Annotated in this window: 16 protein-coding genes; 8 read left to right on the top strand and 8 right to left on the bottom strand. The window is 58.0% G+C overall.

Annotated features, from left to right (window positions below; translation table 11 throughout):
• Positions 1 to 190: 190 nt before the first annotated feature.
• A complete protein-coding gene (ppc, locus tag ACA048_RS05475) occupies positions 191 to 2821 on the bottom strand; it encodes a phosphoenolpyruvate carboxylase (RefSeq protein ID WP_497628258.1) in 2631 nt (876 codons plus the stop codon).
• Between the two features lie 213 nt (positions 2822 to 3034).
• On the opposite strand from ppc, the gene ACA048_RS05470 reads away from it, so the two are divergent.
• From ACA048_RS05470 to lptF, 3 genes are all read left to right on the top strand, one after another.
• Complete coding sequence (locus tag ACA048_RS05470) at positions 3035 to 3379, top strand: pilin assembly protein (protein ID WP_497628257.1); 345 nt, start codon at positions 3035 to 3037, stop codon at positions 3377 to 3379.
• A 427-nt stretch (positions 3380 to 3806) separates the two neighbouring features.
• Entirely contained in the window at positions 3807 to 4220 is a 414-nt protein-coding gene (locus ACA048_RS05465) for a DUF4398 domain-containing protein (protein WP_497628256.1), read from the top strand.
• A 55-nt stretch (positions 4221 to 4275) separates the two neighbouring features.
• Positions 4276 to 5064 carry a lipotoxin F family OmpA-related lipoprotein LptF gene (gene lptF / locus ACA048_RS05460; protein WP_497628255.1) on the top strand — a complete coding sequence of 263 codons (789 nt, stop codon included), beginning with the start codon at positions 4276 to 4278 and terminating at the stop codon, positions 5062 to 5064.
• Positions 5065 to 5171: 107 nt separating this feature from the next.
• Here the strand turns inward: lptF and ACA048_RS05455 are convergent, their stop codons facing one another.
• The 7 genes from ACA048_RS05455 to prfB form a co-directional block, all read right to left on the bottom strand.
• Positions 5172 to 5501: a PA3694 family proteiin gene (locus tag ACA048_RS05455; protein WP_497628254.1), complete on the bottom strand. Its 330-nt coding sequence runs from the start codon at positions 5499 to 5501 to the stop codon at positions 5172 to 5174.
• Positions 5498 to 6412: an alpha/beta hydrolase gene (locus tag ACA048_RS05450; protein ID WP_497628253.1), complete on the bottom strand. Its 915-nt coding sequence runs from the start codon at positions 6410 to 6412 to the stop codon at positions 5498 to 5500. The genes ACA048_RS05455 and ACA048_RS05450 overlap by 4 nt, the downstream gene beginning before the upstream one ends.
• A gap of 145 nt (positions 6413 to 6557) precedes the next feature.
• Positions 6558 to 7835, bottom strand: a complete 1278-nt coding sequence (locus ACA048_RS05445; RefSeq protein WP_223511974.1) for a flavohemoglobin expression-modulating QEGLA motif protein — start codon at positions 7833 to 7835, stop codon at positions 6558 to 6560.
• 36 nt (positions 7836 to 7871) lie between these two features.
• Positions 7872 to 8426: a hypothetical protein gene (locus tag ACA048_RS05440; protein WP_497628252.1), complete on the bottom strand. Its 555-nt coding sequence runs from the start codon at positions 8424 to 8426 to the stop codon at positions 7872 to 7874.
• A 162-nt stretch (positions 8427 to 8588) separates the two neighbouring features.
• The gene (locus ACA048_RS05435) at positions 8589 to 9305 is read right to left on the bottom strand and encodes a TetR/AcrR family transcriptional regulator (protein WP_497628251.1); all 717 of its coding nucleotides are present in this window, start codon (positions 9303 to 9305) and stop codon (positions 8589 to 8591) included.
• A 99-nt stretch (positions 9306 to 9404) separates the two neighbouring features.
• Positions 9405 to 10907: a lysine--tRNA ligase gene (gene lysS / locus ACA048_RS05430; protein ID WP_477789332.1), complete on the bottom strand. Its 1503-nt coding sequence runs from the start codon at positions 10905 to 10907 to the stop codon at positions 9405 to 9407.
• A gap of 116 nt (positions 10908 to 11023) precedes the next feature.
• Positions 11024 to 12119, bottom strand: a protein-coding gene (gene prfB, locus ACA048_RS05425) for a peptide chain release factor 2 (RefSeq protein ID WP_266010021.1) whose coding sequence is annotated in 2 segments (ribosomal slippage) — positions 11024 to 12046 and positions 12048 to 12119 — 1095 coding nt in all. Because the reading frame shifts where the segments join, the coding sequence is not laid out codon by codon here.
• A 253-nt stretch (positions 12120 to 12372) separates the two neighbouring features.
• Here prfB and ACA048_RS05420 point away from each other — a divergent pair.
• The 5 genes from ACA048_RS05420 (at position 12373) to ACA048_RS05400 (ending at position 22471) form a co-directional block, all read left to right on the top strand.
• Positions 12373 to 14439: a type VI secretion system Vgr family protein gene (locus ACA048_RS05420; protein WP_497628250.1), complete on the top strand. Its 2067-nt coding sequence runs from the start codon at positions 12373 to 12375 to the stop codon at positions 14437 to 14439.
• A complete protein-coding gene (locus ACA048_RS05415) occupies positions 14436 to 15131 on the top strand; it encodes a DUF4123 domain-containing protein (protein ID WP_497628249.1) in 696 nt (231 codons plus the stop codon). The genes ACA048_RS05420 and ACA048_RS05415 overlap by 4 nt, the downstream gene beginning before the upstream one ends.
• Positions 15128 to 18862, top strand: coding sequence for a toxin VasX (locus ACA048_RS05410; RefSeq protein WP_497628248.1), 3735 nt, complete (start codon positions 15128 to 15130; stop codon positions 18860 to 18862). Before ACA048_RS05415 ends, ACA048_RS05410 begins: the two co-directional genes overlap by 4 nt.
• Positions 18862 to 19926 (top strand): hypothetical protein, encoded by a 1065-nt coding sequence (locus ACA048_RS05405; protein WP_497628247.1) that lies wholly within the window; start codon positions 18862 to 18864, stop codon positions 19924 to 19926. Before ACA048_RS05410 ends, ACA048_RS05405 begins: the two co-directional genes overlap by 1 nt.
• A 94-nt stretch (positions 19927 to 20020) precedes the next feature.
• Positions 20021 to 22471 carry a hypothetical protein gene (locus ACA048_RS05400; protein WP_497628246.1) on the top strand — a complete coding sequence of 817 codons (2451 nt, stop codon included), beginning with the start codon at positions 20021 to 20023 and terminating at the stop codon, positions 22469 to 22471.
• Positions 22472 to 22941 lie beyond the last annotated feature (470 nt).

Raw genomic sequence — 22941 nt, 5'->3', positions numbered from 1 at the left:
CTCAAGATACACAGCAGATCCTGCCCACACAAGCCGCCGAAAGTCGGAGAAACCGCCCCCTCATGTGACCTTTCGATGGAGTGCCCCAAGTCGCAACCCCATCATTAACTGTCGCCTGACCGACCTTTTTCGGCCCTCGCCAACAGGCACTCGATGCCCGCGCCGTGTGCCTCGCCCCACGGCAAAAACCTTACCCGGTATTTCGCAAACCCGCGGCAATCCCCGCCACAGACACCAGCAACGCCTGTTCTACCGGGCTGCCTTGCGCCACGTCCTGTTGTCGCGAACGGGCCAGCAACTCCGCCTGCAATAGATGAAGCGGGTCGAGGTAGGTGTTGCGCAAGCGGATGAATTCGAGGGTGTCAGGGCTATGTGCCAGTAGCTGCGACTGACCAGTCAACCCAAGGACCACGGCACACGCCTGCGACAATAGGTCGCGTAAATGCACACCCAAAGGAAGCAAATCCGGCTCGACCAGACGCTCATCGTAGGATTGAGCGATGTCAGCGTCCGCTTTGGCCAGGACCATTTCCAGCATGTCGATGCGGGTGCGGAAGAACGGCCATTGCTCGCGCATCTGTCCCAACAGCTCGCCTTCACCGCGTTCCAGCGCCTTGCTCAACGCGGCTTCCCAGCCCAGCCAGGCCGGCAACATCAGGCGCGTCTGGGTCCAGCCGAAGATCCACGGAATCGCGCGCAGGCTTTCGATCCCGCCGGCGCGGCGTTTGGCCGGGCGACTGCCCAGTGGCAAACGCCCCAGTTCCTGTTCCGGCGTCGACTGGCGGAAATACTCGACAAATTGCGGGTTCTCACGCACCACGGCGCGGTACGCCTTGACGCCATCGGCGGCCAATTCGTCCATCAAATGGCGCCAGGCAGGCTCCGGTGGTGGCGGTGGCAGCAGGGTCGCTTCCAGTACTGCGGCCAGGTACAGGTTGAGGTTTTGCTCGGCGATGTCTGGCAGGCCGAATTTGAAACGAATCATTTCCCCTTGTTCGGTGGTGCGGAAACGCCCGGCGACCGAACCCGGTGGCTGCGACAGAATCGCCGCGTGCGCCGGACCGCCGCCACGCCCCACGGTGCCGCCACGACCGTGGAACAACAGCAGTTCCACTTGCTGCTCACGGCAGATGTCGACCAAGCGTTCCTGTGCCCGATACTGCGCCCAGGCCGCCGCTGTCGTGCCGGCATCCTTGGCCGAGTCGGAGTAGCCGATCATCACTTCCTGCGGACCTTGCAAGCGCGAACGATAGCCCGGCAGCAGCAACAGTTTTTCGATCACCGGGCCGGCGTTATCGAGGTCCGCAAGGGTTTCGAACAGCGGCACCACGCGCATCGGCCGCAGCACGCCAGCTTCTTTGAGCAGCAGTTGCACGGCGAGCACGTCGGAGGCGGCACCAGCCATGGAGATCACATACGAACCGAGCGATGCGCCAGGGGCGGCGGCGATTTCCCGGCAGGTTGCGAGTACTTCGGCGGTATCGGCCGACGGCTTGAAATACGCCGGCAGCAACGGCCGACGGTTGTTCTGTTCGCGCATCAGGAACGCGATGCGCTCGTCCTCGCTCCAATCTTCGTAGCGACCGAGGCCCAGGTAATCGGTGATTTCAGTCATGGCCGCGGTGTGCCGCGACGAATCCTGACGCACATCGAGGCGCACCAGAAACAAGCCGAAGGTCACCGCCCGACGCAGGCAATCGAGCAACGGGCCGTCGGCGATCACGCCCATGCCGCATTCATGCAACGAGTGGTAGCACACCTCCAGCGGATCAAGCAGGTCGCGGTTGTTTTGCAGCACACCGGCCGGTGCCGCAGTGGTCGTCGTCAAGGACGCGTGCGCCCAGTTACGCGTCGCCCGCAGGCGTTCGCGCAGCTGTTTAAGCACGGCGCGATACGGTTCAGCGCTGTCCCCGGCCTTGGCTTTTAATGCCTCGCTGGCTTGTTGCATCGACAACTCTGCGGCCAGTTGATCGACATCTCGCACATACAAATCGGCGGCCATCCAGCGCGCCAGCAGCAACACTTCGCGGGTGACGCTAGCCGTTACGTTGGGATTGCCGTCGCGGTCGCCACCCATCCACGAGGCGAACCGAATCGGCGCAGCCTCCAGTGGCAAGCGCAGGCCGGTGGCGTCATACAGGGCTTTATCGGCCTTGCGCAGGTAATTGGGGATGGCCTGCCACAGCGAATGTTCGATCACCGCGAATCCCCACTTGGCTTCGTCTACCGGAGTCGGACGGGTGCGGCGGATTTCTTCGGTGTGCCAGGCTTCGGCGATCAGGCGCTGCAATGTTGCCTGGATCTGCTCGCGTTCGGTCGGGGTCAGGTCGCGGTGGTCTTGTGCGGCCAATTGCGCGGCAATCGCGTCGTACTTCTGGATCAGCGTGCGGCGCGCGACTTCGGTCGGGTGCGCGGTCAGCACCAACTCGATCTCCAGTCGCCCCAATTGCCGGGCCAGGGCGTCGGCGCTGTGTCCTTCGGCGCGCAAGCGAGCGAGCAGTTCCGGCAACACTCGCGCCTCGAATGGTGCGGGTTGCGAGGCTTCGCGGCGGTGAATCAGCTGATATTGCTCGGCGATGTTGGCCAGGTTGAGAAACTGGTTGAACGCCCGCGCCACCGGTAGCAACTCGTCTTCGCTCAATTGGTTGAGGCTGGCGCTCAGTTCGGCGTCCATCGAACCGCGACGGTCAGCCTTGGCGCCTTTGCGGATCTGCTCGATCTTGTCGAGAAAGCCATCCCCGTACTGTTCACGAATGGTGTTGCCCAGCAGCTCACCCAACAGGTGAACGTCTTCGCGCAAGCGTGCATCAATATCGGTCATCAGCAGTTCTCCAGCAAAAATCCGGGCGGCCATAAACATCATGCTTTGTCCCCAAGAGTGCCGCCGTAAAGCCGTTCTTACAAGCAAACGACGAAGGGACTTCAAACCTACCGCGTAGAAGCTAGTCTGAAGAGAAAGCCGCATAACGGCTTTCGCCGGCCACAGCCGGTCACTGACATGGCCTGCCACGAGCAGGAACGCACTGAGGTCACCATGAAAATTCGCGAGCTTGCCCAACATTGGGAAGAAAACGCCAAGGGTCGCCTGACTGAAACGGGCTACACGATTCATCTGGACATGGAAGCCGCCGCACGGCTGGCGGCCATTACTGAAATGTACCCCAAACGCCAACCCGAAGAGCTTCTGGGCGAACTGATCGGCGCTGCCTTGGAAGAGCTCGAAAAAAGCTTTCCCTACGTGAAGGGTTCGACCGTTGTGGCCACTGACGAAGAAGGTGATCCGCTGTACGAAGACGTTGGTCCCACGCCGCGTTTTCTCGCCTTGTCCCGTCGTCATTTGCACGATTTATCGTCGGGTAGCGACAAGCAAAAACACTGATTCTGCCGATATAAAACTGTGTGAGCCCTGTGGTGAGGGGGCTTGTCGGAACGCCGCATCGCCCCGTTTGAGTGCGTAGCACTCATAAGATCGTTGGTGCGTCAGAGATTTCTGGGCTGCTTCGCCGCCCAACGGGGGCAAGCCCCCTCGCCACAGGTTGCTCCCACAGGAGATGTAATAACCTTCAAAAATGGCGTATTTCCAAGCGTTAAAAAGTTTGGGTATACCACCTCGCACCGCCAAAGTCCCCGTCTTAGAGACGTACCTGCTTTTTCTCTGGCGGAATCAATTTGTCTGAACTTTTAAAAAATGCCTCGGGTCGTACCCAGTAACCACGCCTGGTACGGTCGTTTCATTTCGCGCATCAAGTATGTCGGCTACGGCTCCAGACCAGGATGGATATTCAAGTTTTTCAGGAGTTATTCCAATGGAGTTGAAGACCATGAAAACCCGAACTGCCAACACCTCATTCACCCACTTGCGCGGCCTGAAACTGGCGGCTTTGGCAATCGGCAGCAGTTTCATTCTGGCCGGTTGCGCAGGCAACCCGCCGACCGAGCAATACGCCGTCACCCAATCCGCCGTCAACGACGCTGTCAGTGCCGGCGGAACTGAATTTGCAGCCGTGGAGATGAAGTCCGCGCAAGACAAGTTCAAACAAGCCGAAATTGCCATGCACGACAAAAAATATGACGAGGCCCGGATGCTGGCCGAACAGGCCGAGTGGGACGCTCGCATTGCTGAACGCAAGGCTCAGGCGATGAAAGCCGAACAGACGCTCAAGGATTCTCAGAAAGGTGTTCAGGAACTGCGTCAGGAAAGTCAGCGCACCGTGCAGTAAGCGCGCATCCAGCCCCCAGACCTGAAGCTCTTACCGATAGAAAGGACGAACGATTATGCGTACTCAATTGATGATCCCCGCTCTCCTCGCTGCAAGCGTTGCCCTGGCGGCCTGCTCGACTCCGCCTAACGCGAACCTGGAACAGGCGCGTACCAATTACAGCGGCCTGCAAGCCAATCCGCAAGCCAGCAAAGTCGCGGCGCTGGAAACCAAAGACGCCAGTGATTACCTGGACAAAGCCGACAAGGCTTACCTGGACAAGGAAGATCAGGCCACGGTCGACCAACTGGCTTACCTGACCAATCAGCGCGTTGAAGTGGCTAAACAGACCATCGCTCTGCGCACCGCTGAAGCCAATCTGAAAAACGCTTCGGCGCAACGTGCCCAGGCGCGTCTGGACGCGCGAGATGCACAGATCAAGCAGTTGCAAAACAGCCTGAACGCCAAGCAAACCGACCGCGGCACCTTGGTGACGTTTGGTGATGTGTTGTTTGCCACCGACCGGGCTGACCTGAAATCCAGCGGTCTGGTGAACATCAACAAACTGGCGCAGTTCCTCTCAGAAAACCCGGATCGCAAAGCGATCGTCGAGGGTTATACCGACAGCACCGGCACCGAGAGCCACAACCAGTCGTTGTCGGAGCGTCGAGCCGGTTCCGTGCGCGTAGCGCTGGTGAAGATGGGCGTTGATCCAGCGCGCATCGTCGCTCAGGGTTACGGCAAGGAGTACCCGGTCGCGGAGAATTCCAGCGTGTCGGGCCGGGCGATGAACCGTCGGGTTGAGGTGACCATTTCCAATGATAACCAGCCAGTGATCCCGCGTTCGGCGGTGAGTTCGAACTAAACAACACCTGCTGAAACACAAAAGCCCCGCCTGAGTCGATCAGACGGGGCTTTTTCATTGGGCAAAACACACTCCTACAGTAGGTCGATGGTGAATGCAGGACCGGGTTATTGCTCCAGCTTCTGCGAGGTTTCCTGCCCCATGCAGCGCACGGCTTTTTTCTTGTTGTTGATCAACACGCCGGTCAGGCCTTTTTGCTCGGTGTCGAACAGCACCAGCACGCCATCGATGCACTGGGCCACTTGCGCGGCCGGTTCGAGGGAGACTTTGTAGTCTTCGCCCGGCACGGTCTTGAGCATGGTGAAGTCGCTGAGCAGCAACGCATCCTCAGGCTTGGCGAAATGCAGGTAGCCGTAGTACCACAAGGCGCCAACGGTGCCGAGGATGCTGCAGATACCGGTGATGATCAGCGGAATGGCGTTACGTTCTTCACTCATTGCGGGCTCTCTGGTGGTTCATCTTCTGAATTCGGGGGTGCCGGGTAATTGGGGATTTCACCCAAGCGGCGCAGGCCGTTGAAATGCTGCGGGTCGTCGAGATAACGCAGCATGACTTTCTGCCAGACCGGGTCGACGAACGTCTGCACATGACCGCCTCGGGTCAGTTGCAGCACGCGTGGCGGCGGCGCAGCTTGATACAGTCGGATGCCGTTGGAAAGGGGCACGATCGGATCGTCGATGCTGTGGTAGATCAGTTTCGGCACATCTTTGATCTGCGCCATCGAGTTGATTGCGCTGTCACCGTCCGGCACCAGCCAGGATAACGGCACCTGGAACGGCCAAGTCAGCCATGAGGTGCTCAAGACATATTGGCCGACACTGCGATAGCTGGCGGGCGCGCTGTCAAGGACCAACGCCTTGAGTTGTGTCTGGCGTTCGGGGTGTTGAGCCAGATAGTGCACGGCCATCGAGCCACCGAGGCTTTGGCCGAGCAGGATCAGCGGCTTGCCTTTGACCTCGGGTGCCTGATCGAGCCATTTGAACGCGGCGTCAATGTCCTGATAAATCGCCGGCAGGCTTGGTTTCCCTTCGGATAAGCCGTAGCCGCGATAGTCGATCAGCAACACTTGATAGCCGTGCTTGGGCAACCAATAGCTCCCACCCAGGTGCATCGGCAAATTGCCGCCGTTGCCGTGCAAGTGCAGCACCGTGCCTTTGACTTCGACACCGTTCTTGGCTGGCAACCACCAGGCGTTGAGTTTGAGGCCGTCAGCGGTGACAAGGGTGACGTCGCGGTATTCGAGATGAGCTTTTTCCGGGGTGAACAGCTGGCCGGGCTCGGGGTAGAACAGCAGGGAGCTGCAACCGCTCAAGGTCAGAAGCAGGCACAAAATGCCGAGGAATCTCATCCGTTGAAACCTCGCGCAAACAGGGGTTAGAACACTGTGCCTGTAGGAGCCGAGCTTGCTCGCGATGGCGTCGTGTCAGTCGATATCAATAGTGAATGTTAAGCCGCCATCGCGAGCAAGCTTGATCCTACAGGGCCCTTGTTGTTCACAGGATGTTTGAGTAGTCCGCTTCGATCCGGTCCAGGCTCAGGTGATTGAGGAAGTTGGAGAAGCACATCCACGCCGACAGCGCGTTCAGGTCGCGGAACTGATCCGGCAGATACTTGGGCGGCACCACCAACCCTTCATCAACCAACTGGCGTAGCGTGCGCATGTCTTCCAGCGTGGTCTTGCCGCAAAACAGCAGCGGAATCTGCTCAAGCTTGCCTTTACGCACGGCCAACTGAATGTAGTTGTAAACCATGATAAAGCCCTTGAGGTAGGACAAGTCTTTGGTAAATGGCAGGCCGTTTGGCACTGAACCGCGGAACACCCGACTGGCGTTGCCGTAGCTTTCCGCCATCTCGAAGCCCTGCTCGCGGAAGAATTCGAAGATCTGCAGGAAGTCCGCGCCCTCCTCCACCATGTGAATGGCGCGAGTGCGGTTGGTCAGTTTGCGCAAGCGACTCGGGTAGGAAGCGAACGTGATGATTTCCATCAGGATCGCCAGGCCTTCCTGAGTCACCGTCGACGACGGCGGACCTTTGGACAGGAAGGTGCAAATCGGCTGGTTCAAGCCGTTGAGCGTGGTGCCGACATGCACCAGCCCTTCGTGCACTTCCAGGGCACGCACGTCGCGATCGTTGAACATCGCATCGGCGCGGATCTTGATGTAGTCGGCACCGGCTGCCGCATCGGCGACGATCCCGTCGGACTCAAATACCCGAATGGTCTCTTCGGCCTCGCCAAACACCTTGTTCAATCGGGTTTGCAACAGGTGCACGGCTTCCTTGGCCGTGAGGATTTTTGGCTCATCCTTGAGATCGCCACGGCCGTCGATGTTGTTCAAGTAATCGGAAAGCATCAACCCCAGATCAGCCAGGGTCGGGTCGCCGGCGTGGAACGCGTCGGAGGCTGCGCCGTACAGTTCCTGGGAAATCAGGCCGAAATCCTCAGTGCCGCGCGCTTCAAGCATGCGCACCACCATCCGGTATTCCTTGCACATGCGGCGCATGATCTGGCCAACCGGGTTGAACTGGCCGAGCTGACGGGTAATGTCGCGTTCGATGTTCTGGAATTCCAGTTTCACTTTGCTGGAATCGAACGACAGTGGCCGATTGAGGTAGTAATCGCGGTCAATGGCCGGCATTTCCTTGCCCTTGGCCTTGAGGAACCCTTGGCGGATGCTGTCGTCCCACTTGACCGCATCGAGGACGCGAATCGGCGTCTGCGCCAGCACAATGCGATCGGACAAAATGCGTATCGTCTGCTGGTATTCGTCCACCCGTAACTCCTGTAGAAAAACCGTTATGTGCTGGGTTTATTTGCTTTTGGCCAAGCGCTGATAACGCACGGCTTCGACGAAGACATCGGAATTGGCCGGATCGTCGAGGTAGCTGAAGACCTGATCCATCGCATTGTTGACCAATACGCCGTCGCCGTCGTCGGTCTGGAAGCCTTCGCCGCTCAAGACGTTTTGTCCGCGGGCCTGGTTGATCTGCTCGATATCGAGGTTGTAGACCACCAGTTCATGCTTATCCGTGATCTCGAAACCGGCAATGGTGAAATGGCCACCGAATCTGGCGGGTATCTTCGCCGACAGATACCAGCGGCTGCCATGACGCGAGACGGTGAAAGGATACGCTTCACGTTCGCCGGGTTTGGCCTTGAAGTAGCTGACGGCCTGATAGCGATTGTCGCCGATGCGCCTCAGTTCCAGGTTCATCGGCTCGCCCCACGCGTTGGTGCTGGTCCATTTGCCGAGCAAACCTTTGGGCGCGGGCTCGCTTGCGGGCAGAGGTTCCTTGAAGGTCACCAGGCAGCCACTGAGTAGCAGGAACGACAAGGCGATCACCACGACGCGCCAGGCTTTCATTCAACACTCCCTATGAACACAACGCAGTCCTCAAGCGGCCACCGGCCGCCTGTAGGAGTGAGCCTGCTCGCGATAGCGGTGTGTCAGCCAACATCGATGTTGAATGTTAAACCGCAATCGCGAGCAGGCTCACTCCTACAGGGGTTTTGGTGCCCACTGGGATTACACCGAGGCCAATACCAAGTGCATGTAACGATTGAGGATATCGAGCATTTCTACTTCACCCACAGGCTCGGCGTCGTTGAGCAGGCCCTGATATTCCATCCGTCCGATAATCGCCGTCAACACTTTGGCATCCTCTTGTGGTTCACGCGAACCCAATACCTCGAAAAGCTGGAGCGTACCCTGGAGAAGGATTTGCTGATGCGCGCGCACCAACTCCGCCAGACGCGGGTTCAACAAAGCCTCTTGGCGGAACGCCTGTTCCGCCATCAAGTGCTCGCGACGGCTGATCAGTTGGCGGTGAACATAGTCCGTCATCAACCGTGCAATATCGTCCGCCAGTTTCGAACGCGCCTGCGGGCTGCCGTCGCCACTGACCACCATCTCGCGCAGCAGGCCTTCGTTGTTCACCCACAGCTTGGCCATGAACGCCGCGCTGCGCTCCACGTACTGAGCGAAGGTATCGGTGAGCAAGTCATCGATGTCCTTGAAATAGTAGGTGGTCGCTGACAGTGGCACACCGGCTTCAGCGGCCACCGCGCGGTGACGCACGGCCCGCACACCATCGCGCACGACAATGCGCATCGCCGCATCGAGAATGACCTGCCGACGCTGCTCGCTGCCCTGTCGGCTGGCCTTGCGGCCCTGGTACTGAACACTTTCAGCGACCGCAGTGGCGATACCCGCTGCACCTTCTTGAGCCATTGCATGATTCACGACAGGTCTTTCCTTTCAGATGAAAGCAACAAATTGATACGTTTGTACCAGACAGGCAATAAAAAGCCGCCTGAAAAGGCGGCTTTTTAATTGAAACACTTACGCTTGCGGCCGCATGTGCGGGAACAGGATCACGTCGCGGATCGACGGAGAGTTGGTCAGCAGCATCACCAGACGGTCGATGCCGATGCCTTCACCCGCCGTTGGCGGCATGCCGTACTCCAGCGCGCGAACGAAGTCGGCGTCGTAGTGCATGGCTTCGTCGTCGCCCGCGTCCTTGTCCGCTACCTGAGCCATGAAACGCTCGGCCTGGTCTTCCGCGTCGTTCAACTCGGAGTAGGCGTTGGCGATTTCACGGCCGCCGATGAACAGTTCGAAACGGTCGGTGACGTTCGGGTTGTCATCGTTGCGACGGGCCAGTGGCGACACTTCGAACGGGTACTCGGTGATGAAGTGCGGCTGCTCCAGCTTGTGCTCGACCAGTTCTTCAAAAATCATCACTTGCAGCTTGCCCAGACCTTCGAAGCCCAGCACCTTGGCGCCGGCTTTCTTGGCGATGGCGCGAGCCTTGTCGACGTCTTGCAGGTCGGCAGCGGTCAGCTCAGGGTTGTACTTGAGGATCGAGTCGAACACCGACAGACGCACGAACGGTTCACCGAAGTGGAACACTTTGTCGCCGTAAGGCACGTCGGTGCTGCCCAGAACCAGCTGCGCCAGTTCACGGAACAGTTCTTCGGTCAGGTCCATGTTGTCTTCGTAGTCGGCGTACGCCTGGTAGAACTCCAACATGGTGAATTCAGGGTTGTGACGAGTCGAAACGCCCTCGTTACGGAAGTTGCGGTTGATCTCGAAGACTTTCTCGAAACCGCCAACAACGAGGCGCTTGAGGTACAACTCAGGCGCAATTCGCAGGAACATGCCCATGTCCAGCGCGTTGTGGTGAGTCTCGAACGGCTTGGCCGCTGCGCCGCCCGGGATGGTTTGCAGCATCGGCGTTTCGACTTCCAGGAAGTCACGTTGCATCAGGAAGCTGCGGATGTGCGCGATGACTTGCGAACGCACGCGAAAGGTCTGGCGCACGTCTTCGTTGACGATCAGGTCAACGTAACGCTGACGGTAGCGCTGCTCGGTGTCAGTCAGGCCATGGTGCTTGTCCGGCAGCGGACGCAGCGACTTGGTCAGCAGGCGCACGCTGGTCATTTCGACGTACAGATCGCCCTTGCCGGAACGGGCCAGGGTGCCTTCGGCGGCAATGATGTCACCCATGTCCCAGGTTTTCACCGCGGCCAGGGTGTCTTCGGACAGAGTTTTACGGTTGACGTAGACCTGGATGCGACCGGTCATGTCCTGGATCACCATGAACGAACCACGGTTGAGCATGATGCGACCGGCAACCTTGACCGGGATTGCAGCCTCTGCCAGCTCTTCCTTGGTCTTGTCCGCGTACTGTTTCTGCAAGTCATTGCAGTAGTTGTCGCGGCGGAAGTCATTCGGGAAGGCATTGCCCTTGGCGCGCTCGGCAGCAAGCTTTTCCTTGCGCAGGGCGATCAGGGAGTTTTCTTCCTGTTGCAGGGCTTGCGGGTCGAGTTCTAAGTCGCTCATGTCTTTAAATATTCCATCACGGGTTCGTTGCCCCCAGGCCTGCGGCCTGGGGATCGCCGGCAAGCCGGCTCCTACAGGGATCGTGGGGTGTCTCAGTCGATCCCGTATTGCATGTCTTACAGGCCTTGTTTCAGGCTGGCCACCAGGTATTCGTCGATGTCGCCGTCGAGCACCTTGTCGCAGTCGCTGCGTTCGATGTTAGTGCGCAAATCCTTGATTCGCGACGCATCGAGTACATACGAGCGGATCTGGTGACCCCAGCCGATGTCGGACTTGGTGTCTTCCAGGGCCTGGGAAGCGGCGTTGCGTTTCTGCACTTCCTGCTCGTACAAGCGCGCCCGCAACATTTTCATCGCGGTGTCTTTGTTGGCGTGCTGGGAGCGTTCGTTCTGGCAGCTGACCACGGTGTTGGACGGTACGTGGGTGATACGTACGGCCGAGTCGGTGGTGTTTACGTGCTGACCACCGGCCCCCGAGGAGCGGTAGGTGTCGATACGCAGGTCCGACGGGTTGATATCGATTTCGATGTTGTCATCGATTTCCGGCGACACGAACACGGCCGAGAATGAGGTGTGACGACGGTTGCCGGAGTCGAACGGGCTCTTGCGTACCAGACGGTGCACGCCGATTTCGGTACGCAACCAGCCAAAGGCGTATTCGCCCTTGATGTGCACGGTAGCGCCCTTGATCCCGGCGACTTCACCGGCCGACAGTTCCATGATGGTTGCGTCGAAACCGCGTTTGTCAGCCCAGCGCAGGTACATGCGCAGCAGGATGTTGGCCCAGTCCTGAGCCTCGGTGCCACCGGAGCCGGCCTGGATGTCCAGGTAGGCGTTGTTGGCATCCATTTCACCGCTGAACATACGACGGAATTCGAGTTTTTCCAGCGACTCGCGCAGGCGCTCGACTTCGGCAGCGACGTCATCGACGGCAGCCTGGTCTTCTTCTTCAGCGGACATCAGCAGCAGGTCTTTGGCGTCGGCCAGGCCGGAATGCATTTCGTCGAGGGTTTCGACGATCTGCGCCAGCAAGGAGCGCTCGCGGCCCAGTTCCTGAGCGTATGTAGGGTTGTTCCAGACAGACGGATCTTCAAGCTCGCGATTGACTTCAGTCAGACGCTCATGCTTTTGATCGTAGTCAAAGATACCCCCGAATAGTTTCGGAGCGCTCGGACAGGTCCTTGATACTGTTAAGGATCGGGTTGATTTCCATGGCGGGCAGCACTCGTTGGCGAACTTTTGAAAGCCGGCGAGTATAACGTAATCAGGCTGTCACGGCAGCCCGCCTGGCGGACTGAATGCCGTCCAATTCCGTTTTGACAGCATCAAAGAGAGGAAAACTTCTCAAAGAAAAATCCTACCAAGTAAAAACACTATTCCCACACTAGAAGCAGAATTGCCCTGCATCAATTCCAAATTCACTCATTCACAGTCCCGCCCTTCTAAATCAGCACAAGGGATGTGTGATGTTCAGCCCTGCCAACCAAGCCTCTTTCCTCCTGGACATCGAGGGTTTCACCCACGACCTGCAAGTTCTTGAGTTCACTGGAAAGGAAGCCATCAGCCAACCCTTTCGCTTCGATCTGAAACTGGTCAGCGAGCGTCCCGACCTGGACCTGGAAAGCCTTCTGCATCGCCCGGCATTCCTCGGCTTTGATCGCCACGGCGCCGGAGTTCACGGTCAGGTTTATAGCGTCGGCCAAGGCGACTCAGGCAAACGCCTGACACACTATCAGCTCAGCCTGATGCCCAGCCTTGCCTACCTGGGTCACCGTTTCGATCAGAAAATATTCCAGAAACTGAGCGTGCCGAAGATCATCGCTGAAGTACTGGAAGCCCAAGGAATCCTCGGCGATTCCTACCGCTTTGCCCTCGGCACGGACTACCGTCCACGGGACTATTGCGTCCAGTACGGCGAGAGTTGCCTGCATTTTCTGCAACGACTTTGCGAAGAAGAAGGCCTGCACTACCACTTTGAGCACAGCCGCGAGGGGCATATGCTGGTGTTCGGGGATGATCAAACAGTGTTCCCCAGACTTCACCATCCCACCGCTTACCTGCAAGACAGCGGACTGGTCGCCGATGCCCCGGTGATCAAGGCCTTCTGCGTCGCAATGGAAACCCGCAGCTCTGGCGTGACTCGTCGAGATTACGACTTCGAGAAGCCTTTGCTGCAATTGGAGAGCGCCGCGAAAGATCCTTCGCAGCTGCGTCTCGAAGACTACGGATTTCCGGGCCAATTCACCGATCGCGAACACGGCAAACATCGTGCGAGACGCGCACTTGAACGGCACCGCAGCGATTATCGACAAGCCGCTGGACGCAGCGACCAGCCAATGCTGCTCAGTGGTCATTTCCTTCCCCTGACCGACCACCCGCGCCAGGAATGGAATGACTTGTGGTTGCTGACCGAAGTCATCCACATCGGCAAACAACCGCAAGTGCTCCAGGAGTCGACCATCACGCCCTCAAGCGGCGAGTTTTCTCAGGGCTACCGCAACACCTTTCTCGCCACACCATGGGAGGTGCCCTTCAGACCTGCGCTCGACCATCCAAAAACCACGATCAACGGCTACCAGCATGCCGTGGTCTGCGGCCCGCCAGGCGAAGAAATCCATTGCGACGAGTACGGCCGCGTACGTATTCAGTTTCCCTGGGACCGCGACGGCGATCACAACGATCACTCCAGTTGCTGGGTGCGAGTCGCCAGCGGCTGGGCCCATGATCGTTACGGCAGCGTGCTGATACCCCGTGTCGGCATGGAAGTGATCGTCGGCTTCTATCAAGGCGACCCGGACAAACCGTTGATCGTCGCCTGCCTGCCAAACGGCGCCAACCCGACCCCACTCGACCTGCCCGCCGACAAAACCCGCAGCGTGTTCAAAACCCAGAGCAGCCCCGGCGGCGGAGGCTTCAACGAACTGCGCATCGAAGATCGCAAGGGGGCCGAGGAAATTTCCATCCGCGCCCAGCGCGATTACGTACAACACGTGCTGAACGACGAGCGGGTGCAAGTCGACAGCCAGCGCAGCATCGTAGTCGGGGGCAATGCCCGTCATGAACTGCACGCAGAAGAACAGCACATCACCCACGGCAACCGACTGACGGAAATCAGGCAAGACGACCACCTGACGGTGCATGGCGACCGTCATGTTCGCGCCACCAGCCATCGGTTGAGCGCTCAACAGCAGATCCACCTCAGTGCCGGCCAAAACATTGTCATCGATGGCGGCGCCAGCGCCACGATCCAGGCCGGCGGTGCGTGGATCACGATCAATTCAGCAGGGGTTTTCAGCAGTGTGCCCATTCAGGCAGGCGGTGCACCGATGCCGCTCATGGCGGCGGCCCCGGTGGCGCTCGACACGAGCGAACCGCCACTCCCCGAAACGGTTTCAACCGCACTACTCAAACAACTACTCGGCGACGAAGCCTTGATTGAACTCTGCCAGATGCCCAGCGGTGGAACGCCGATGGACTGCCCGCTAAGCGACTGCCAATGCCGTAAAGCCTTGGGCTATGGAGCTCGACCATGAATACCTGGATTCTGTTGGAGCGCCCGGCCGCTCAGCTCAAAACCCTTTACAGCATGTCGACACATCCCGACACCCAGAGGCTGTTCGCCGGCACTTCACTCAACAGTTTCGCCGAGCACAGCCCCCTGCTGGTCAGGCTGAACAACCAGCCAACGCTCAATCAGGCGATCGAGCAAACCCCGGCTGAATGGCCCGGCCTGATGATCGAAAGCGCCTGTGACACGCCCTCTGTACTCGCTCATTTACGCCAGATTCTAATCGTCAAGTTCGACCAGCAACGCAAAGGCGTGCTGCGTTACAGCAACCCGACCGTCGCCAGCTATTTTTTTGGCGCCTGTTCGGCGCAAGACCTTAGCCTGTGGTTGGGCCCGATCAATGCTCTGCGCTGGTTCGGCGCGACGTGGGCCACCCAAGCGACAGGTGAAACCGGCTGGCAGCAACTGAACAACCTCCACGCGTCGGATTGGCGCATTGAGCGGACACACCGGGCGATGGTTCTGAGCGCAGCCCAGGAACACGCCTTGACGCGCCAGCGCAATGAACAGTTTCTCTATGACTGGTGGCAGCAACATCCACAGCACTCATTTGTGCAGGCCAATGAGTTGTTGGAACAAGCGCTGACCCAGGGCATCGACGACAGTGACGCCATCAGCGCATTCCTGAGCACCCACTGCACGCAGGCTCAGTCATGACCCGCCTCGGGAAGTTGACCGGTGGTCCCTGCTGCGAGCCCGACAAGCTGATTGTTCAAGTCATTGGCACTGCTCATTCGAAAAACCAGCGCCTGGTGATCGTTGATCAGTCCGGCCTCGAACCACTCCAGGCCCTGACCGATGAGGCGGTGTGCGAAACCGAGCGTTTGACCAGCGTCCACAGCGAGTTGTTTGTGTGGGATTGGTCGGCACAACTCAAGCATCAGCTGTGGCTGGAAATTGCCACCACCCGAGGGCCGCCGATTCGCCTGCCGTTGCTGGACGACGTGCGGGTCACCCCGCGTCAACTGGAAGCCCAGTGGAATCAGATCGTGCCGGTCCTGCCGTTCGCCGCACTGCCCGGTACTCGCAGCCGCGACGACCTGGGCACGCCGGTATTGTGCCGCAGCGGTTATGTCTATGTGTTTTACCGTGATCGCCTCTGGCGAGAGCTGGAAGTACAACAGGACGAGGAGCTCACAACTTACCGCGACGTCGACCTGCAGACGTATCGCCAGAATGACGGATTCAGCGGCGATTACCGACAAGCGAGCGGTGTCGACCTCAGCGACATCTGGCTCCCCGCCACCTGGAATAATCAAGCTGCCGACGCCGTGCAACTGTGTTTCAGCGAAATCCAGCTCAGCGCTGCACGCCTCAAACGCCTCGAGGAAGACCCGGCGTTGCGCGCCCAACGGTGTCAGAGCCCCACGCTGCAATGCGAGAGTCACGCATTCAAGCGGATTTTCGACGAGAAGCCCGATGGGCAGGCGATGCTGGAGGCCTTCAGCGGCATCAACGCGTGGGACGCGCAAGCGTCCGATACCGCAACGAAAGCCACCGTCACCTGGCGCAACCTCGCCGAGCGGGCCTTTCCGGTCAGTCTGATCGCCCCACAACGAGCACGCCAAAGCGGTTTCGAATACCTGCTGGACCATCCGGGGCGTTACGTGTGCGACCTCTCGGGGCAATTCGCGGCGCAGCGTATAACCGAAGCCAAGGACTGCCTTGATCAGTGGGAGCAAGGTGCCACACCCGCGTTACCTGAAACGCTAGAAACCAGCGCCTGGGCCGACTGCCTCGCCACGCTGCTGGATCAACTGCGTGAAATAACCCCGCCCACCGATGAAGCGGATCTCTGGCAACCCCAGCCCACCGTCGTCGATGTGCTGGAAGCGGCTCGGCAACGGCGCTTGTGCGGCGTGCTGCTGGAAGACCCACGCTACCGCGTGCGGCATCTGGTGTCGCAGATCCAGCAGCAACAGCAACTGCTGACGCTGTATGCCGAACGCGCCAGCCTGCACCCCCACCACGCCAGCGCCGTGATGGTCCAGCAATTGATTGTGCCGGCGACGATCGGCGGTCAAAAAAACCCGCTGCATGCCTGTTTCGACAAAGTGAAAGAGGCTGGCCGTCGCGACATCAACCGCTTCACCGCCACCGCCGAACGCGCCCTGCTCTGGCAACAATTGAGCATGGCGCAGGCGCTGCTTGCCGACTGCCTGCAACAACCGGTGACGCAGCAAACCCTGGCCGATCATTTGAGCCTGGACGGGTTTGACTACCTCGCCGCACTGTTTGCCGTCAGCCAGACCTTAGCGGCCCTCGCCACCGTGCCCGCGCAACTCGATCCGCTGTCCAGTAATGGCGATGCCACCAACGCCGTGACCGGTTTGAGCCTCTACAGCCCCCAGGCCAGCGTCGGCCAGGCATTGCTCAACGACATCGCCCACGACCCGGCGCACCCGCTGCACGAAATGCTCTGGCCCGCCGTCGATAACGCCGCACTGGACGTGCCTTATCTGCCGCCCAGCGAGAAAACGGTTAACAACGGGGATGGTCGGTTGCGCGCCGATCATCTCGCCGTGTTCGAAAGCGATCCGGGACCTTATTACCCGCAGGTCGAACACCTTGACGGTCATTTGCTCGAAGGCCTGCTGGCTAGCGGTAGCCTGAGCAGCACACTCACCGGCCAATCGAAAGCGGCGGTCGGGACGTTGGTCAGCATTTACGAAAATCTGGCGGGGGCCGTCGAAACCGCCAGCAGCGCGGTGAACAGACCGTCCGGACCACAGACCACCCACGCCCACACCAGCACCTATCTGCATGGGCTTGGCGTGGGGCTGCTGCGCAGCTTGATGCCCGACACTTTTGGCGAGGCGTATTTCATCAATCGGCGTGACGCTGATCCGCAGCGTGTCTACCTCTTCGGCCTGTCCGATGTGCCGTCCGGCGAGCAGCGGCCACGGCGGGTGATCGGGGAATATTTGAGTGCTCATGGCGAGCCGCTGCTGAAGGCGGGGAATATGGATGCGTTCGAGACGCCCTCCCGCCTTCGTGGTAGTGATCACAAACTGCTGGCGATGCCGGCGGAGCATCCGACGGTGCGCAATCTTAGTGTGCTGAATCAGCGGATTAATGGGGTGCATAAAGAGGATGTGGAAGCTCGGGGGGCAGACAGCGCGAAAGTGAAAAGCGCGTTGCAGCAGGGCGTGGATGAGCATGCGGCGTTGGGGAACAGCCGGGTTTATCGGGTGCTGAACTCGTTGCCGTTTGCGGCGGGGGTTTTGATGTTGGAGGTTTGGAATGTGCGGATGGAGTGGCAGGGGCGGGAGCAGGTAACACGGGAGAAAGGTTCATTTCGTGTAAGTGCTGGCTTTGCTGGTGCAGCTTTCGATTTGGCCATTGCGCTGGAAATGCTTACGGTGAAACTCGCCGGCACCCAATCTGTTTTAGCGGCTGGTCGCAAGGTGCTGTTCACTATTTCAGAGGAGTCAGCGAGAAAAATCTTTCGTTCTTTCGCCAAACGTTTGGTTAGAAAATTTACCGTGCGACTGGTTGCGCAAATAACCAGTGGTTTGGTTCTAACAGCCATTAGCTTGTACGACGCTTGGTACGCGTGGAAATGGGGCGATGACGCCGGCTGGGCGTATCTGATAATGGCCGCGGGTGGCGCTATCAGCGCGCTCAGCAATCTGGTCATTCCTACCGTCACCTTTCTGGGTCTGGGTCCCGGTGGCTGGGCAGCGCTGATATTGATCGTGATCGGTGCCGGACTGGCCTGGTGGCTCACCGATAAGCCCATTGAGGAATGGCTGGTGAATGGCCCGTTCGGCACGCAAGTTCATTCCGACAATGCGCACCTGCTGGAGCCGCAACGCGGTTTCTACTACCTGATCAGTTTGTTTGCCGACATTCGCATCAACATCGACAGCAACCCTGAATTCGTCCCCAATGCCAAACATGACATTCACGCCAAGACGCCTTTTCAGGTGGTTTCGTCCAACACCTGCATTCGTATAGAAAGCAACTTGCCGGGATTGGTCACCCACTTGGGCGCGATCAATATTAATGCTCACTGCCGACTCAATACGTTCGAGCTCAGAGGGGGACGCATCAAAAGTGAAACCGTGCCGTTCAAGAAACTGATCAAGAGCCAACTCGTCTCGCCCAAAGCACAACGGCTGCTACCGCAAGGTCTGGAACTGTTTTTTGAAACCCCGCCGAGCTACGTCTTCGATTCGGTCACAGGTTCATTGGGCATTGCACAACAATGGCAAGTGAGAGCGCAGTGTGTACTGGAGGAACACAATCAACGCTGGCACTTTCCTACGCCACCACCCAAGGACGGCACGCCATTCGACGCAACCCACAACAAACCCGACTTCGGCAGTGAAGGTGCACTTTACTGGGCAGACGACGTGTCAAATAAATCACGGAGAAGCAACTAATGATCAATGAATCGTGGTACGCCGAAACTGCCTATGGGGCGAGCGAGGTACCTCAGCAAGAACGTTCGACTGAACGTCCGTGGATCATGCGCTTTGCCAAGGCCAGACTGCCTTGGGGTAATACGGAAGAGGTAGCACCAGTAAGTTTTGTAGAGGATTACTCTCCGAGAGAACTTAGAAGCCAAGAACAACTCAAGAGCGAAGGCGAAGAGAAAATTGCAACCGAGACCTACCCTCCGAGTCCGTTTGAAGACATTGACTTTCACATCAGGGATGACCACGAACGCTTTAGATATGCCCTACTCCCCGGAAGCTCTCACTTCTGGCTGTACATGAGGCTTTTGGGGAAATGGTTCTTTTACTTTATTTTAATATTTAGCATTCCAAGTCACTTCGTGATGACTTCAGCAACAACAGAACCATTCTGGGAACTAACAAAACGTTCAATATTCGAGTACTACTCGTGGCTTTTCGGCGTACCACTCCTATCCTGGGCAATCGGCTCATTAGTCATCAAACACTTCCCCAACCTCTGGATAAAACCCTCCCGCGGCCCCATCTGGGAACTTAACCGTCGCACCGGCCTGGTCACCGTCTTCGACTACAAAAACAACGGTGAATATAAAAAGAACGGCACCATCGGTGAACTCACTGCGCCGTTCTACGAGTTCGACGCCTACATCGCCACTTCCCCGGACAGCCAGGGCATGCCGATGAACGTGCTCTACCTCGCCCACCGCTACCGCAACATCATGATCAACTTCGGCGCCCTCCTTTGCCCCGGCCCCGAGACGCAACCCGCGTGCGCCTTGTGGGATTTCATCCAGAACTACATGGACGTCAGCCGCCCCTTGCCCGACTTGCCGCAATACGAGGAATACCGCCACCTCGACCCGACCACCGCCGAATACGACCGCCTCACCGGTCGCAACCCGCGTTTCTGGATCGACATGGACGATGCGACGTTCAAACAGGTGGTCAAGGAGATGCATCAACGCGTCGCCAGCATCGATACATTTCAGCGGCCTAACTTGATGGCCAGATATGTGACGTATGTCGACTGAACGACAAAAAATGTGCGGCGTGCTGCTGGAAGACCCTCGCTACCGCTTGCGGCATCTGCTTTCACAGATCCAACTGCAGCAGCAATTGCTGACGTTGTATGCCGAGCGCGCCAGCCTTCACCCGCACCACGCCAGCGCCGTACTGGTCCAGCAATTGATCGTGCCGGCGACCCTCGGCGGCCAGAAAAACCCATTGCACGCCTGCTTTGACAAGGTGAAAGAGGCTGGCCGTCGCGACATCAACCGCTTCACCGCCACCGTTGAGCGCGCCCTGCTCTGGCAACAACTGAACATGGCGCAGGCGCTGCTTGCCGACTGCCTGCAACAACCGGTGACGCAGCAAACCCTGGCCGATCATTTGAGCCTGGACGGGTTTGACTACCTCGCCGCACTGTTTGCCGTCAGCCAGACCTTCGCGAGCCTCGCCACTGTGCCCGCGCAACTCGATCCGCTGTCCAGTAATGGCGATGCCACCAACGCCGTGACCGGTTTGAGCCTCTACAGCCCCCAGGCCAGCGTCGGCCAGGCATTGCTCAACGACATCGCCCACGACCCGGCGCACCCGCTGCACGAAATGCTCTGGCCCGCCGTCGATAACGCCGCACTGGACGTGCCTTATCTGCCGCCCAGCGAGAAAACGGTTAACAACGGGGATGGTCGGTTGCGCGCCGATCATCTCGCCGTGTTCGAAAGCGATCCGGGACCTTATTACCCGCAGGTCGAACACCTTGACGGTCATTTGCTCGAAGGCCTGCTGGCTAGCGGTAGCCTGAGCAGCACACTCACCGGCCAATCGAAAGCGGCGGTCGGGACGTTGGTCAGCATTTACGAAAATCTGGCGGGGGCCGTCGAAACCGCCAGCAGCGCGGTGAACAGACCGTCCGGACCACAGACCACCCACGCCCACACCAGCACCTATCTGCATGGGCTTGGCGTGGGGCTGCTGCGCAGCTTGATGCCCGACACTTTTGGCGAGGCGTATTTCATCAATCGGCGTGACGCTGATCCGCAGCGTGTCTACCTCTTCGGCCTGTCCGATGTGCCGTCCGGCGATCTGCAGCCACGGCGGGTCGTGGGTGAGTATTTAAGTGCTCAGGGTCAGCCGCTGAAGGCGGGGAATACCGACGCGTTCGAGACGCCGAGCGTCCCTCGCACAGGAAATTACAAACTGCTGGTGATGCCGTTGGACCATCCGACGGTGCGCAACCTCAGTGTGCTGAATCAGCGGATTAATGCAGTTCATAAAGAGGATGTGGAAGCGCGGGGAACTGACAAAACCAACATGAAAAGTGCATTGCAGCAGGGTGTGGATGAGCATGCGGGGCTGGCGAATAGCCGGGTTTATCGCGTGTTGGGCTCGCTTCCGTTTGCAGCGGGGGTTTTGATGTTGGAGGTTTGGAATGTGCGGATGGAAGCTCATGCATACGATCAAGTAATAAGAGAGAAGGGATTCGGCAGAGCCATTGGCGGAGTTGGTGGTGCAATGATTGACTTTGTAATCGCGCTGGAATTACTCACAGTAAAACTCGCCGCTAACAAATCAGTTTTAATGGCTGGTCGCAAAGTTCTTTTTACTATTCCAGAGGAGTCAGCGAGAAAAGTCTTCCGTTCTTTCGCCAAGCGTTTGGTTAGAAAATTTACCGGTCGAATCCTTGCGCAAATAAGTTCTGGACTAGTTCTTACGGCCATTTGCTTGACAGACGCTTGGCACGCGTGGAAATGGGGCGATGACGCCGGTTGGGCGTATTTAATGATGGCCGTGGGTGGCGCTATCAGCGCGCTCAGCAATCTGGTCGTTACTACCGTCATCTTTCTGGGACTGGGTCCGGGTGGCTGGGCAGCACTGATATTGATCGTAATCGGAGCCGGACTGGCGTGGTGGCTAACCGACAAGCCCGTTGAAGAGTGGCTAGTCAATGGCCCGTTCGGCACTCAAATTCATTCAGGCAATGCGCACCTGCTGGATCCGCAGCGTAGCTTCTACTACCTGATCAGTTTGTTTGCCGACATTCGCATCAACATCGGCAGCAACCCTGAATTCGTTCCCAATGCCAAACATGACATTCACGCCAATACGCCTTTTCAGGTGATTTCGGCCAATACCTGCATTCGCATAGAAAGCAACTTGCCGGGGTTGGTTACCCACTTGGGCGCGATCAATATTAATGCTCACTGCCGACTCAATACGTTCGAAGTCAAAGGAGGGCGTATAAAAAGTGAAACCGTGCCTTTCAAAAAACTGATCAACAGTCAACTCGTTTCGCCCAAAGCACAACGGCTGCTACCGCAGGGTCTGGAACTATTTTTCGAAACCCCGCCGAGCTACGCCTTCGATTCGGTCACAGGTTCATCTGGCATTACACAACAATGGCAAGTGAGAGCGCAGTGTGTACTGGAACAAAAAAATCAACGCTGGCACTTTCCTGTGCCACCGCCCAAGGATGGCTCGCCATTTGATGCAAACCGCAACAAACCCAACTTCGGCAGTGAGGGTGAACTCTACTGGGCAGACGAAGTGACAAATAAATCACGGAACAGCAACTAATGAGCAATGAATCGTGGTACGCCGAGACTGCCTATTGGAATAGCGAAGTACCTCAGCAAGAACGTTCAACTGAACGTCCGTGGATTATGCGTTTCGCCAAGGTCAGACTGCCTTGGGGTAATACTGAAGACGTAACACCCGTAAATTTTGTTGAGGATTACTCTCCGAGAGTTCTTAGAAGCCAAGAACAATTCAAGAGCGAACGCGAAAAGCAAATAGCCACGAGCACCTATGCCCCGAGCCCATACGAACTTATTGATTTTCACATAAGGGATGACCACGAACGTTTCAGATACGCCCTTCTACCCGCAAGTTCCCACTTCTGGATTCACCTATACTCGATAGGTAGATTTTTATTTTGGTTCTTTTTAATAATACTACTTATGACTTTTATATTAGTACTAACTATCACCAATGAAAAATGGCAGGATACAGCATCTGATTTTTTAAAGTTTTCCTCCATAGCGCTC

It is taken from the genome of Pseudomonas sp. LBUM1659 (assembly GCF_059716045.1).
The sequence above is the reverse complement of the archived record's forward strand: the minus strand, read 5'-3'. Positions and strand labels throughout refer to the sequence as shown.